This window comes from Brevibacillus sp. YAE8 (assembly GCF_057543335.1).
In genome coordinates this window covers 58595-71164 of the sequence record NZ_BAAIYG010000028.1, presented here as the reverse complement: position 1 = coordinate 71164, position 12570 = coordinate 58595, and the positions used below count along the sequence as shown (strand labels likewise).

The window sequence follows — 12570 nt, the reverse complement described above, 5'->3', positions numbered from 1 at the left end:
GTGACGCTTGGTCGTACGTTTACCTTTGGATTTTCTACCGGATTTCGGTTCATCGTCACGGTCGGAATCTGGTGTCGATTTGGCGGCCTCGACCGCGATGATCTCGTTGATTTCGCGGAGAACTTGCGAAAATGCGTCATGAGCGACGGATGGAACGGTGGATGATCCTGATAGCCTTCCAGCCCGATGAAGTATTGCAGATACGGGTTTTCGACAATCTGCTGGACCGTTTCCCGGTCCGACAGTTGCAAACGTTCCTGAATGATGAGTGCCCCGAGGGCGACACGGATGGAAACGGCCTTTTGTCCACGAAACGATTTGCGGAAGGACTTGGCATACTTTTTCTCTGCATGTGCCCACGGTACCAACCGAGCCAACTTGACCCAGCGATTTTCTTTACTCAACTTGCCGCCAAACGGCAAGAAAAAATCATCGGGGAGAAGCAGTTGATTTTCACGATGAGAGAGAAATTCGTACATTCAGATCCGCTCCATGTGCAAGGAATTTGAAGGAAAATCGCCGATTTCCTTGCACATGATTTCGATGAAAACGAGGCAAAACCCTTGTGGCTACAGTATTTTTTATCTGTTCAGCAGCCCCTAATCAGGGCAGTGAATGTGACCATTCCGAGACCCAGCATACAGGAGGCGCTTTTTCTTTTCAAACCGCAAATTAATTCATTACAGGAATAGCTCCTTTTTCAGGATGGTTTTTAGTTGGACAGGCTGCCCAAACCAAAAAAAAGGCGCACCACAACTAAACCCAAACCATTTTCGAAAAATGGATGAGTCCATTTGTCGCAACGCCCCAAATTAACGCAAGCGAATGGATACGGTCGCCCAATTCGCCTCCCGGCTATCATTCATGCGGATAAGTCACCCCGCCGTCGATATCGGATCATGGGTGCCGGCGGGGAATCGCCGACCGGTTAGCTGGGCAGCGATTCCTTGAATCGGTCCTTCAGCCAGCGCCTTCTCGCTTCGCGCCAATTTCCGCTGCGAGCGAGACTGTTGATCCGCCAATACAACGGCGGGTGGGCCATGAATTGAAATTCGAGAAATCTCCAGAGCCACGAATCCCGTTCCAGACTCGAAGCGCGGCCCGTCGACGAACGGCCGTCGGCCATGCGGTGCGCCATGGATTTCTCGAGATCGCGATCCAGGGCGGCCGCCAATTCCGTCAATCCTTGCCCCATCTGCGCAGTTCCCCCGGAAAGCCAGGTTGCGCCGGTAAAATCCGCTCTCACTTCCGTCCACTGAGCGATAAAGGAAAGATACATGGGGAAAACGAACGCGAAAACGTAAACCAACAGAAACATCGCAATTTTGAAATTTTCCGCGAGCCACTTCAGTTGATCGAAAAACAGATACGCCATGCCGGCCAGCAAGCCGATAAAAAGAAACCGCGCCAGCTGATTCGTCAACACATCGCGCTTGCGGATATGGGCCGCTTCGTGGGCCAATATCGCTTCGACGGACGGGGACGGCAATTGCAATGTAGCTGTCGTCAGCATAATCGCGCCGCGTCCGATATTCATCCCGACGGCAAAGCCGTTATAATCCGGCGAATCGACGGAAAACAGGCGGGTATGGGGAATGCCGGCTTTTCTGAAAATCGTTTGCGCCCGCTCAAAAATTTCCCCTTCCGTGATCGGTTCGGCATCCGTCGCAGCGATTAACACCCGATCCGAAACGTAAAAATTCAAACCCCACCATAACAAGACGAACAGGCCGACAGCCCATGCCGGCGCTTTAAGCCAAAGCAATATCGCCAAAAGTCCGGTATATGCGGAAACGCCTTTAACGGTTGAGGCATAATAACCTTTCCAAAACAACCGTTTCAGCACGGCAGGGTGCCACAAAGGCAGCACCTTTTTCTCTTTCCCGCCGGTTCTGTCCGAAGCGGAAGCGAAAGGAGCAAGGAGCCGGTGCCAATGAACGGCGTTATCCGGCGACAAGTAAATCGTTTCCCCGGGAAACGAAAGCTTCAGCACTTGTCCGAACGAACGGGTATAATCCTGATGTGAAGACATGAACGTAAAAAACGGATGCAGCCTGAGCAGGTCGGGAGACGACCAGACGCTTGCCTCTTTCAATTCCCGGAGCGGAAAATCCCTCGGCTGAAACCGGGACAGCACGACAAGATGTTCCTCCTCCGGAAGCCAATACAGGCGGACGGAATAAAAATTCGCCGCCCGTTCTATCGTCTGTATCGATACGGAAATCATCATAAAGACGATAAACACCTTCAATGCCGCATAGGTTTCAGGCGCCAGCCCAAAAAACAGCACCGCCCCCAGACTGACCAAGCCGGTCAACGCGACATCCGCCGCCAATCGCCTCGCATCTTTGCGCTGAACGATTTCGACCACCCGGACTTCCTGCAGTTTTTGCCGGAGCGCCATTCGCATCTCCCGTTTGTTTCGATCAATCAACTCCGAAAAAGCGGCATATGCATGGGCGCCGATGGCCGTCAGCAGTATCGCCTGTCCAACCGGCAAGCGGACGAACAACCCGGTCAGCGCCGCTGCCGCCAACAAAATTTTCGCAGCGGTTGCGGCTTTTTTCGGCAGCCAGACCGAAACGACGTTCATGATGACGGCCAGCGCAACGACCGATATCATGACCAGATTATTGGGCAAAATGTTCATCCCTTCACCCCCTTTGAACAGGAATCATCGTATCCGCCAGCGCTTTGAACTCATCCAGCGACAAATTAGGATCGATAAACAGGACAGAGTAGCTCAGCCTCTGTTCCTGCCAAACGAGCGAACGGAAATCATTCATTTTCATCCATACCCCTGCTTGGCCGCGAATCTTGACAGGTTTCTCGCCGGGAAGGGCCGCGGATTGCTCTTCCCCTTCGGAATCTTCCTGAGACGGAAATACGGACATCGTGAAATAAGGAACCCCGTCCTTCCGGTAATCCAGATTCACCTCATTTCGTTTCAGCTCGCCTTGCAATTCCGTCAATTCGATGCGGGAAATGGCGAGTCCGTCCTTTTCGGGAATATGGAGAAACGTTTTTCCAATGCTCTCAACCGCTTCCTCCATGGTGATTTCGCGGGTTGAATTCATTTCGTTCAAATCTTGAATTTCAACGTCTTCGGGAAGTTCAAGCGCAAACGTATCGGCCGGAATATCCGGATTCAGCTCCACTTTGGTGTATGTTGTTTCCGTTCGAATGTTGCCGGATGTCGAAACCGATTTTAAAACCATCCAATTTTCCTTGTCGATCCACAGTTCCTGATCCCCTAACAACGTGGTGCTGTCTTTCGCCTTGGCCATGACCCGGTACGTTGTTCGGTCGGCAATTTCTTCTTCCCCGCGGGCGGAAATCTCATGGGTTTGCTGAATCATTTGCAGCAGTTGCTCGACTTGCTTTTTCGGCGACGTTTGTCCGATTTGGAGCAGTTCCGGATCATCGCTGACCATCGCCTGCTTGAGCTCAGGCTGATAGATGATCAGCCGGGCGCCGTCATGGATGGTAACCGTCTTCGCGCTTCCGTCCTGAGCCTCCGCCTCGGTCCGCCTTTTGCCGTCCTTGCTCACCCATTCTTTCATGAGGATCAGCTCCGGCTCTTTTCCTGTCCCATCAGTAGTTTTCATTTCAACTTCGACGTAATGCGCGCTAGGTTCATGCGATCGATCCAGCGCATGTTGAAGAACTTGTTCCGGTAAAAAGTCCGGGTTGGACGAACAGCCGAAAAGTCCGACCATCATCAGCCCGATCAAGCCCAAACATCCTTTTCTCTTTATCTTTGTCATGTCCGTTCACCTTCTTCGTTCATTAAGGGCAGGCGGCAGATTACGCAGGTTCCGATATTCTCCTTGGAGTAAATCGCAACGTCGCCGCCATGCTTCTCCAAAATTCGCCTCGTAATGCTAAGTCCAAGGCCGGCCCCGCGGGCAGCTTGTTTTCCTCGAGCCGGATCTGCCTGATAAAGCGGATCAAACACGTGCGGAAGCTTGTCTGGCGCAATGCCCTCTCCTTCATTTTGAACGATAAAAAATACGCTGTCCGGCGTATCCAACCGGGCCTCTTCTTTCACGAAATTGAACAGCCACTCCATGGGGAGGCGATCCGACGAAGCGGCCGCAAGCCAGATCCGCATTCCCGTTTTCGTATGCCGCAGCGCATTGCTCATCAGATTGTTCGCGACGCGGATCATTTGATTCGGGTTCACCCGGACATTTCCACTCACATCGCTGCGAACGAGGAGCTGGATATGTTTTTCTTTGCACAACAGCTCATAATCGGAAACCAGCATGTCGAAAAATTCACCGCCGTCCACTTCCACCAGTTCGATCTCATAGGTAGGCGACTGCAGCAAGGTATGCATCAATAAATCGTCCAGCATCTGTTTCATGTGGTTGGCTTTCTCGACGATAATTCCGCGGTACTCTTCCCGCTCGCTCGCGGACAACTCCTGCTCCGAAGCCAGCGACTCGGCATAAGCGCAAATCGACATCAGCGGCGTTTTCAAGTCATGGGAAATGGCCGCAATCATGAATTCTTTTTCCCGCTGCTCTTGCGCGAGCTTTTTTCTTGCAGCCTCGATTTGCCTGCGCATTTTGTGAAAGTGTCCGGTTAATTGTCCGATCTCGTCTTTCCCCTCGGGCAATTCCTGGACGGTTTCCCCTTTGGCGAAAGCGGTCATTTGCTGCATCAAATGAGTCAATCTGCTGTTTAACTTGCGATTGACCCCCCTCACGACGGCCAAGTAGATCAGCGTAAACAAGCCTATAAAAACGCCGGCCAAGAGCCAACCGCGCTGCGATACGCCCGAAACCCATTCGTCGCGGCTCAATTGGATGTCGAAAAACCCGACCAGTTCGGGGCCTGAAAAAACTGGCTGCTTGTAGCCGTATGCGCGGTAGCCTTGTTGCAGGGAATACAGATTTTCGTACAATTGTTTCCTGCCAAGTGAAAATTGCGGCGAAACGCGCAAACGATCCGAAGTGTAGAGCACAACACCGTCGCGATTATAGAGAACGATCGAAACCTGCGGTTGAATCAGCTTTTCAACTTGCGCACGTTCCGCGTTTATTTCATACCATTTCGGGTCGTCCAAAACGGAGATCAAGTATTGCAAATGAGCCTGTTTTTGCACGTATTCTTCCACATTCAAATCTTTATGATAGGCCTGAACCCAGACGAACAGGACATACGCGGCGGTCAAAGGGAGAATCATGACGATAAAATAGGACAGCAACAGCCACGTTTTGATTTTCATAGCGGTTCACCGATAAACCGGTAGCCTTTTCCCCACACGGTCTGGATAAACCGCGGATTTTTCACCGGGTCGGCAAGCTTTTCCCGAAGCGATTTAATGTGGACCGTGACGGTATGCAATCCTGCCGCGTCCGCTTGCTGCCAAACGTGCTGGTACAATTCTCTTTTGGAAAAGACCGTTTCGGGATGCTGCGCCAGCACGCTCAGCAAATCGAATTCTTTGGCCGTCAAAGCAATTTCGGAGCCGTCCAGTTCAGCCTTCTGCCGATCCCAATACAAGGTCAGGCCGCCCATGTATTCGGTTTCGTTCTCCGGCACCGGTTGCCCTTTGTAACGCCGCCACCGGCGAAGCAGCGACTCCACGCGGGCTTTAAGTTCCGCCAGGCTAAACGGTTTCGTCAAATAGTCGTCTGCGCCGAGATGAAGGCCCTTCACCTTGACTTCGTCTTCTTTGCATGCGCTGATGATCAGGATCGGGACGTCGCTTTTCCAGCGAATATTTTTGCAAAGGTCAAAGCCGTCCATCTCCGGCAGCATCAGATCGACGAGCACAAGATCGTAAGATTGCTTTAAAAAATCTTCCCACCCTTCCAGACCGCTAGTCGACCACGTCACATGATAGTTTTCCCTCCTTAACGTATCGCGAACAACGCGGGCGATTTCCGGATCGTCTTCTACCAGCAGCAGGCTGCCCTTCATGAATGCTCCCTCCTGTGTCCCAATGTAACATATCAGGTTTTGATCATCGCAAATTATATACTTTCTTTATAATTAATCCGTATGTCCGAAATTTCCCTAACCGCGTAAAATGTATACAAGCGGCCTCCGTTTGATGTCGTGCGCGTTTTTAACACCATTATTTTTAATCCACCGCCGCCTTTTTCAGCAAGTTATGGGCAAGCATCCGGCGGGAGGACTACTTTTCATTTTCAGGGCTTATACAAATTGCGACTGTAAACGCCGCCTAGCGCCAGTTGCTCCTCATGCTCCCCCTGTTCAGCGATTCCCCCTACGTCACCACTACGATCCAGTCAGCGTCCTTGATCATCGCCAAACGATGGGCAATGACCAGCATGATGTGACCCGCCGCGAGTTCGGCCAGCTACTGTTGGATCGACCACTCCGTCTTGATATTGAGCGCCGAGGTCGCTTCGTCCAGAATCAGAACCGGCGGGTTCTTCAAGAACATGCAGGCACGCCAGCCACTAGTTCTGCTCGCCGGACAGCTTCATCCCTCTCTCTCCGATTACCGTGTCCATGCCCTGCTCCTGCTCGCGGATGAACCCATCAAACCGGGCTCGTCTGGCCGCCTCCCATACAAAGCGGGGATCAACCTGGTCATTTGCCATCACGTTAGGAACTGATCCAGAGACTGGCAAGCGTAAGCAGATCACCCGGTCAGGTTTCAAAACAAAAAAAGAGGCAGAAAGCGCCTGCGCAGAAATGATTACCAAATACGAAACCGGGGAGCTGGTAATCTCCAAGAAACAGACCCTTGCCAGTTACCTGGAGTTTTGGCTGGAAAATCACGCCAAATAGACCTTGAGGACGTCAAGTTACACCAATCACGAAACGGTTATTAACAGCCGAATCATTCCGGCTCTTGGAAAGATTGAGCTGGACAAGCTCACCCCGATCCATGTGACGAAGTATCTGACTGAGCTGCAAAAGGAAGATTTGTCTGCTGACTACATCAAATATATCCATGCCGTTTTAAAGAAGGCCATGAACCAAGCGGTAAAATGGCAGCTCATCCCCAAAAACATCATGGACAGCGTTGACCCTCCGCGCCTTTCCCAAAAGGAGATCGTGACGTGGACACCAGAGCAGGCGAATCACTTCTTGTCTGTCGCTGAAAAGGACAAGTATTACATCGCTTTTGTACTCGCCATTTATACAGGAATGCGCCGCGGAGAAATCCTTGGCTTACGTTGGAAGGACATTGACTTTGACCAAGCGAAAATCAGCGTGCAGCAGACGCTTTACCGCCCGTCCAACCAGGGAATTATCTTTCAGGAGCCCAAAACAAAAAGCGCGAAGCGACGGATTGCTATTCCGCAATTTGTGCTCCAGGAGTTGAACCGGCATAAAGCTCGACAGAACAAATTACGTTTCGAGTACGGTGAGGGCTATCAGGACCACGATCTGGTTGTCTGTTAGGATGACGGGCGCCCACAAGACCCGCGAAACCTGCTCAGGCATTACGAGCGGATCACCAAGAAAAGCGGCCTGCCTCCCATCCGCTTCCACGATCTGCGCCATACGCATGCAACCATGTTGCTGCAGATGGGGGAGCATCCCAAGGTCGTATCAGAACGCCTGGGCCACAGCCGTGTGGGGATCACAATGGACGTGTACAGTCATGTCATGCCGGACATGCAAAAAGATGCGGCTGACAACTTCGAAAAAATGATGAAGCAGAAACGCTCAAAATGACTTTAGTCGAATAAAGGTTGTCAAAATGTTGTCAAGCGACAACGTGGAGGCACTATGTTGTCAGGGTGGAAGGTCGGAGACATAAGAAAAACCCTTGATTACCAAGGGTTTCAGCATTCATTATATGGTGATCCGGACTGGGTTCGAACCAGCGACCCCCACCCTGTCAAGATGGTGCTCTCCCAACTGAGCTACCGGATCATGGGATATGTATGTGATCTTAAACATCTTATGTACTCGCTTAATGGTGGGCCCTGTAGGACTCGAACCTACGACCAATCGGTTATGAGCCGACCGCTCTGACCAACTGAGCTAAGGGCCCGAATCGCACCGGACGTCGATCACATTTATTACTATACAGCATCCCGAATTGGATTTCAAGAGGAAATGAATAATTTCTTGTAATTTTTTTCACTCTTACCAAAAGCACATGAAAAACCGCGTAAAATCAGCCTTTCAGCGTGCTCTTCTCCCCTAAAAATCAAGCTTGTACACACTCCTTCGCATAAAAATCGCCGAGAACGAAAAAGTTTTTACGAAAGATATTTCCTCCCCTAGTGTCTCTTCGCTGATGAAGGGTTTCGGGTTTCGGGGTTCGGCTTTCATGTTAAGGTTTCGATTGAGTTTTTCATTGAGTTTTTTTGTTAAAGCCTTTGTTAAAGCCTTGTTGAAGCTTTTTGTTGAAGACTTTGTCAAAGCTTTCATCGCCCCCCACAACTCCTATCAGCAATGCGCCAGAAAGAACAGGAACAAGTCCGAGTAAACGACGGATGAACAGTTGAACAGGCGAACAGACGAATAGAGCACCGGATGACCACTCCCCGCCCCATCCACCCCAAAACAAAAAGCCATCCCCCCGCCGCTACTCTCCCCACACTCCCGGCCCCGCTCACTCAAACGGCGGGCGCCCCGAACATGGGAACAGCACCAACGAAAAAATGGCTCTCGCTCATCCATTGCAAACACCTTTTCCCTGCGAAACGGAAAAGCCTCACAGGCGAAAATCCTAAGAGAAGAAAACCCTAACAAGAGAAAACCTTAACAGACAAAAAACTGCAATGAAAAAAACGCAAAAAACCTGTCATCAAAAATCCTGCAGAGCAAAAAACCCGCCAAAACCGCCACACCCAAACCACAAAGATAGATAGGTAACAATCCAGGCAAGTAAGTCTGGATGCAAGCCTGCAAGCCTGTAAACCTCCAAACCGCAGTTCAGCAGTTCCACAACTCCACAGCTCCCCTGCTACCCGGCCTGCTCCGTCCCTTCACCTTTATCCTCCACGCGCAGCTCGGCTTTCAGCGCTTCCGCCTCGGAGCGGGCCAGCTCGGCTTCCTGTTCATCGCGCATGCGGTGGGCCATTCGGCTGGAGGCGTTTGCCGCCACGCTTGCGATCAGGTCGTCGAGGAATGTGTGTACGCGGCCCTCGGCGGACTTGGTGTCCAGTCTTTTGATGACGCCGACTTTATGTTTGTCCAGATGTCCAAAGGTTGTGACGGCGATGCTGCCGTATCCGAAGACCGATCCCAAAGCCAACGTCTCGTCGCACCCAAACAGGCCCTCGTCTGTTGCGATGATCGACTGGAGCGGCTCGGACAAAAGGCCCTTTTCCGCCAACGTATCCAACTCAACGCCAACTAAGATGGCGTGCTGCATTTCCCTTTTTTCCAAGACGGCTTTCACACTCTCGATGCACGGCTCCATGGTCAGGCCGGGATGGTACGGAGACTGCATGAGATAGACGATCTCCGCGATGTCCTCCACCGTGACGCCACGTTCTGCCAGGCGGTTGAGAGCAGCGTTTCTGACTTCGATGCTGTGTACTTGCTTCTTCATATAAAAGACAACCCCTTCCACAAATCGAGTGAAGTCGTTTCCTACCATAGTATCACACGGTGACAAAATTGCGACAATCTTTCGCCCAAAGAACATGCGGACAACCTTGCCGCCCGCTTGTCGAAAAGCTCTTTGCCCACGAACCAACTCTCGTCATGGTTCTCGCAGCACACGAAAGCATTGGGCAGCCCATGCGCTCTCCTGTATAATAATTTTTGCGTAAACATCCATAAGGAGGACACCGCTGTGGCCCTTGAGGAAATCGTCTTGGACAGCCGGCATTTGGGAACGCCGGAAAAACTGATTGTCTACACCCCCAAACGCTATTCGCCGCTCTACTCCTACCCGGTCCTCTACGTGCAGGATGGCGACGATTATTTGGCCATGGGCCGAATGGCGACCTTGCTGGATCGGATGATCGAGGACAAAGAGCTGCCCGATCTCATTGCCGTTTTTCTTCCCGTCGAAAAAACAAAGCGTTTTGACCGCTACCATCCGGACGGCAAGGAGCATCTGGCTTACACCCGCTTTCTGGCTGATGAAGTCGTCAGCTTCGTGGATTCCCGTTACTCTACGCACCCACTCGGCAACGGGCGGACCTTGCTTGGGGAATCGCTCGGTGGCGTCGTTTCCCTGTTTACGGCGCTGGCTTATCCGCATACGTTTGGACAGGTGGCCTGCCAGTCGGGGGCCATGGACGAACGGCTGAACCGCCGTGTCGCGGAAGCTGAGCTGACGGTGCCGCAGACGTTTTATCTGGAAATCGGGACGGAAGAAACCGCTGTGAACTCTTCGCGCGGCGTCCTGAACCTGTATGCGGCCAATGAGGAGCTGCGAGCCATTTTGCAGACGAAAAAGGCCACCCTCTTCTACGAAACGTTCGAGGGTGACCATACGTGGGGCCACTGGCAGCAAAACCTCCCCCGTATGCTGCGTACGCTTTACGGGTAAACTTACCGTGGCTGTTCTTCCTGCGGGCCTTCATCCTTTAAGGGCGAAACGAGTGCTTCTTCGAACTCTCCTTTGCGAATCGCCGACAAAATGGTGAAGGTCAGCACTGACAACAGGAGCAGGACGAGAAAAATGAATGTTATCATCATGGCCGTGTACATGCAGTGCGGCACCTCCTTGCACTACACAGTGTGTCCCGACGCGGCCGGAATATACGGTTCGACGCATAACATTACACAAATGAAGAATTTTCTGTTAAAATAGTTTCTTGTAGAGCATGCATGATAGATAGCAAGGAGGAGTGGTTCTCATGATGTATAGTATCGTAATCTTTCCATCCAGCAAGGTGCAAGAAGTGGCCAACTCTTACCGGAAGCGTTATGACCCGGCATACGCATTGGTACCTCCATATATCCGTTTGAAAGAAGCCTTTGACCTTGAAGAAGCCAAGCTGCCAGAGCTGGTGAGCCATCTGGAGCAGGTTGCCTCCTCTACTGAAAGCTTTACTGCTCATTTCCATCGGGTTTCTACTTTCCATCCGACGACGAACGTCATTTATTTGGCTGTGCAAAACAAAGAGCCATTCCACGCCCTGCACGAAAAGATCGTGAACCAGTGTGTGTCGGAAAAAGAAACCTACGCGTACGTACCGCATCTGACCATCGGGCGCGACCTGTCCGACGATGAACTGCGTGATGTAACCGGACAATTGAGCATGGCCAAAATCGACCTGACGAGCGAAATTGACCGCTTCCACCTGATTTACCAACTGGAAGACGGCATCTGGAGCGTTTACCAGACCTTCCTCTTGAAAAAATAAAGCAAGATTGGCGCCCTCCCCGTGAGCTTGGCTTGCAGGGAGGGATCTTTTTACCGCAAAACAGAAAAGGACGTGTCCTCCATGAAGCAGCAATCTTATGTGATCCAAAAAGTAAACTCGGACCAGGAAATGCAGGATGCCCTCGCTGTGCGAAAAGCGGTGTTCATTGATGAGCAGGAGGTTCCCGCCGACCTGGAGATTGACGAGCATGACCAGCCAGGAAGCGGCACCGTTCATTTCGTCGCGTACAACGAGCAGCAACCAGTCGGGGCAAGCCGCTTGCGGCCGTATGCGCCCGGCGTGGGAAAAATCGAGCGCGTGGCGGTACTAAAAGACGAGCGCGGCACCGGACTGGGGCGCCAGATCATGATCGTCATGGAAGAAGCCGCCAAAGAGCTCGGCTTTGACAGCCTCAAGCTGAACGCCCAGACGCACGCGCAACGTTTCTATGAAAAGCTCGGCTACGAGCCGCACGGCGACGTTTTCGATGAAGCCGGCATCGAGCATATCGCGATGGTCAAAGCGTTGCGCTAACCGATTTCATCGCCAGACTGCAAAACTTGTTCGTCTCGCCCTCCGCCCTCCTTCACAATGGGAGCGGAGGGTTTGTTTGTATTTTGGGCTGGCGCGTCGCCTTTCGTCTTGACATGCCCTCGCTATCTGGAATAGGATGGAACCAAAACATACGCTACCGTATTTTCAGAGGTGAACGATGCAATACACACGCGAGGATTGGGTCCGGGCAGCGCTGGATACGCTTGGCGAGTCCGGCATCGAGGCTGTGCGCGTGGAAGCGATCGCGCGCAAGCTGCGAATTAGCAAAGGCAGCTTTTACCACCATTTTCAGGACCGCCGCGATTTGCTCGACGCCGTGATCGACTATTGGGAGGAGCACGTCACAGAGCGGATCATCGCGGCCCCCCAAGCGGACGACGCCACTTTGGAGCGGCTGTTGTCGTTTGTTTTTACGACAGAGCGCAAAGTCGAAGCGGCGATGTACGCGTGGGCCAAACAAAACCCGGACTTGGGCAAGCGGTTGGTCGGAATTGAAAAACGGAGAATCGGCTACGTCGCGGCCTTGTACGAAAAAAAGGGGCTGTCCTCCGCCGACGCATCTGCCCGTGCCCACCTGGCTTACCTCGTCTACATCGGCTGGCTGGTGCGCGGGGAGCTGGATGAGCCTTTTGACATCTCCGGGCCTTTGCAGCATTTTTTGACGTGGGACTGTTGAAAGCTTCTTTGCTTGGAAAAGCTTCTCTGCTCGCGAAAAGCTCCCGCAAAAAGGAGTTTTTCA

13 protein-coding genes, 2 tRNA genes and 3 pseudogenes are annotated in these 12570 nt (G+C 52.1%); 6 read left to right on the top strand and 12 right to left on the bottom strand.

Features of this window, described 5'->3' with window-relative positions; all coding sequences use genetic code 11:
* The 6 genes and pseudogenes from AC27IT_RS23020 to AC27IT_RS22995 form a co-directional block, all read right to left on the bottom strand.
* Positions 1–479, bottom strand: a pseudogene (locus AC27IT_RS23020) (transposase); the annotation flags it as partial.
* A gap of 449 nt (positions 480–928) precedes the next feature.
* Positions 929–2650: a M56 family metallopeptidase gene (locus AC27IT_RS23015; protein ID WP_025846437.1), complete on the bottom strand. Its 1722-nt coding sequence runs from the start codon at positions 2648–2650 to the stop codon at positions 929–931.
* 4 nt (positions 2651–2654) lie between these two features.
* Entirely contained in the window at positions 2655–3767 is a 1113-nt protein-coding gene (locus AC27IT_RS23010) for a LolA family protein (protein WP_005829180.1), read from the bottom strand.
* On the bottom strand, positions 3764–5236 hold the full coding sequence (locus AC27IT_RS23005; RefSeq protein WP_025846442.1) for a HAMP domain-containing sensor histidine kinase: 1473 nt from the start codon (positions 5234–5236) through the stop codon (positions 3764–3766). The genes AC27IT_RS23010 and AC27IT_RS23005 overlap by 4 nt, the downstream gene beginning before the upstream one ends.
* A complete protein-coding gene (locus tag AC27IT_RS23000) occupies positions 5233–5934 on the bottom strand; it encodes a response regulator transcription factor (protein WP_025846444.1) in 702 nt (233 codons plus the stop codon). Before AC27IT_RS23000 ends, AC27IT_RS23005 begins: the two co-directional genes overlap by 4 nt.
* 230 nt (positions 5935–6164) lie before the next feature.
* Positions 6165–6554: pseudogene (locus AC27IT_RS22995) on the bottom strand (multidrug ABC transporter ATP-binding protein); the annotation flags it as partial.
* Here AC27IT_RS22995 and AC27IT_RS22990 point away from each other — a divergent pair.
* On the top strand, positions 6493–6774 hold the full coding sequence (locus tag AC27IT_RS22990) for an Arm DNA-binding domain-containing protein (RefSeq protein ID WP_371862628.1): 282 nt from the start codon (positions 6493–6495) through the stop codon (positions 6772–6774). The pseudogene AC27IT_RS22995 and the gene AC27IT_RS22990 overlap by 62 nt on opposite strands.
* Before the next feature lie 3 nt (positions 6775–6777).
* Positions 6778–7671 (top strand): annotated as a pseudogene (locus tag AC27IT_RS22985) (tyrosine-type recombinase/integrase).
* 125 nt (positions 7672–7796) lie between these two features.
* On the opposite strand, the gene AC27IT_RS22980 reads toward AC27IT_RS22985, so the two are convergent.
* The 5 genes from AC27IT_RS22980 to AC27IT_RS22960 all read right to left on the bottom strand — a co-directional run bounded on the left by AC27IT_RS22980 (position 7797) and on the right by AC27IT_RS22960 (position 9505).
* Positions 7797–7872: transfer RNA gene (locus AC27IT_RS22980), tRNA-Val, on the bottom strand.
* 44 nt (positions 7873–7916) lie between these two features.
* Positions 7917–7993 (bottom strand) — tRNA-Ile (locus tag AC27IT_RS22975).
* Between the two features lie 306 nt (positions 7994–8299).
* Positions 8300–8515, bottom strand: a complete 216-nt coding sequence (locus AC27IT_RS22970; RefSeq protein WP_155808617.1) for a hypothetical protein — start codon at positions 8513–8515, stop codon at positions 8300–8302.
* Between the two features lie 240 nt (positions 8516–8755).
* Positions 8756–8896, bottom strand: a complete 141-nt coding sequence (locus tag AC27IT_RS22965) for a hypothetical protein (RefSeq protein ID WP_155808619.1) — start codon at positions 8894–8896, stop codon at positions 8756–8758.
* Between the two features lie 18 nt (positions 8897–8914).
* The gene (locus tag AC27IT_RS22960) at positions 8915–9505 is read right to left on the bottom strand and encodes a phosphatidylglycerophosphatase A family protein (protein ID WP_005828254.1); all 591 of its coding nucleotides are present in this window, start codon (positions 9503–9505) and stop codon (positions 8915–8917) included.
* A gap of 246 nt (positions 9506–9751) precedes the next feature.
* On the opposite strand from AC27IT_RS22960, the gene AC27IT_RS22955 reads away from it, so the two are divergent.
* Positions 9752–10456 (top strand): alpha/beta hydrolase, encoded by a 705-nt coding sequence (locus tag AC27IT_RS22955; RefSeq protein WP_005828252.1) that lies wholly within the window; start codon positions 9752–9754, stop codon positions 10454–10456.
* A gap of 2 nt (positions 10457–10458) precedes the next feature.
* On the opposite strand, the gene AC27IT_RS22950 is transcribed toward AC27IT_RS22955, so the two are convergent.
* Positions 10459–10617, bottom strand: coding sequence for a hypothetical protein (locus tag AC27IT_RS22950; RefSeq protein WP_005828250.1), 159 nt, complete (start codon positions 10615–10617; stop codon positions 10459–10461).
* A gap of 149 nt (positions 10618–10766) precedes the next feature.
* Between AC27IT_RS22950 and AC27IT_RS22945 the strand changes: the two genes are divergently transcribed.
* The 3 genes from AC27IT_RS22945 to AC27IT_RS22935 all read left to right on the top strand — a co-directional run bounded on the left by AC27IT_RS22945 (position 10767) and on the right by AC27IT_RS22935 (position 12507).
* A complete protein-coding gene (locus AC27IT_RS22945) occupies positions 10767–11276 on the top strand; it encodes a YjcG family protein (protein ID WP_005828248.1) in 510 nt (169 codons plus the stop codon).
* A gap of 81 nt (positions 11277–11357) precedes the next feature.
* Positions 11358–11810 carry a GNAT family N-acetyltransferase gene (locus AC27IT_RS22940; RefSeq protein ID WP_025846609.1) on the top strand — a complete coding sequence of 151 codons (453 nt, stop codon included), beginning with the start codon at positions 11358–11360 and terminating at the stop codon, positions 11808–11810.
* A 178-nt stretch (positions 11811–11988) separates the two neighbouring features.
* A complete protein-coding gene (locus AC27IT_RS22935) occupies positions 11989–12507 on the top strand; it encodes a TetR/AcrR family transcriptional regulator (RefSeq protein ID WP_487092119.1) in 519 nt (172 codons plus the stop codon).
* The last annotated feature ends 63 nt before the right edge of the window (positions 12508–12570 follow it).

Excerpts from the sequence above, each read along its gene's own strand:
- AC27IT_RS23005 (WP_025846442.1), bottom strand. The coding sequence starts at position 5,236 with ATGAAAATCAAAACGTGGCTGTTGCTGTCCTATTTTATCGTCATGATT.
- AC27IT_RS23000 (WP_025846444.1), bottom strand. The coding sequence starts at position 5,934 with ATGAAGGGCAGCCTGCTGCTGGTAGAAGACGATCCGGAAATCGCCCGC.
- AC27IT_RS22990 (WP_371862628.1), top strand. The coding sequence starts at position 6,493 with ATGCCCTGCTCCTGCTCGCGGATGAACCCATCAAACCGGGCTCGTCTG.
- AC27IT_RS23010 (WP_005829180.1), bottom strand. The coding sequence starts at position 3,767 with ATGACAAAGATAAAGAGAAAAGGATGTTTGGGCTTGATCGGGCTGATG.
- AC27IT_RS22940 (WP_025846609.1), top strand. The coding sequence starts at position 11,358 with ATGAAGCAGCAATCTTATGTGATCCAAAAAGTAAACTCGGACCAGGAA.
- AC27IT_RS23015 (WP_025846437.1), bottom strand. The coding sequence starts at position 2,650 with ATGAACATTTTGCCCAATAATCTGGTCATGATATCGGTCGTTGCGCTG.
- AC27IT_RS22945 (WP_005828248.1), top strand. The coding sequence starts at position 10,767 with ATGATGTATAGTATCGTAATCTTTCCATCCAGCAAGGTGCAAGAAGTG.
- AC27IT_RS22950 (WP_005828250.1), bottom strand. The coding sequence starts at position 10,617 with ATGTACACGGCCATGATGATAACATTCATTTTTCTCGTCCTGCTCCTG.
- AC27IT_RS22935 (WP_487092119.1), top strand. The coding sequence starts at position 11,989 with ATGCAATACACACGCGAGGATTGGGTCCGGGCAGCGCTGGATACGCTT.
- AC27IT_RS22960 (WP_005828254.1), bottom strand. The coding sequence starts at position 9,505 with ATGAAGAAGCAAGTACACAGCATCGAAGTCAGAAACGCTGCTCTCAAC.